At 71.0% G+C, this 283-nt stretch carries 1 protein-coding gene; it reads right to left on the bottom strand.

The window, feature by feature from the left end:
- The coding region (locus tag AAEZ22_RS18330; protein WP_352298453.1) for a DUF3459 domain-containing protein at positions 1 to 283 on the bottom strand (283 nt) is incomplete at both ends.

Here is a 283-nt window from a genome sequence, read left to right on the forward strand (position 1 = left end):
GGTTCAACGCGATCGTCAAGGTTTCGTCGTCGGCGAGCCGCCACGATGCGCACAGCGCGTCGGCATCGCCGTCGCCGTCCGCCTTCAGCGCGCGTGCGTCCTGCGGCCGGCAATCGGACAGCCTTGGCGCGATCAGCTTGGCGCGCACCGCGAGCGCCGACTGCACGAAATGCGCACGATCGACGTCGCGCGCGGTTTCGTCGAAGACCAGCGGGATCTGCGGCGTGAGCAACGACAGCGCGAGCGCGGCCAGTCCGGCCGCCTGCCCGTGATCGCCGTGGCC

This window comes from Pseudoalteromonas sp. 20-MNA-CIBAN-0454 (assembly GCF_040308685.1).
GTDB lineage: Bacteria > Pseudomonadota > Gammaproteobacteria > Enterobacterales > Alteromonadaceae > Pseudoalteromonas > Pseudoalteromonas nigrifaciens.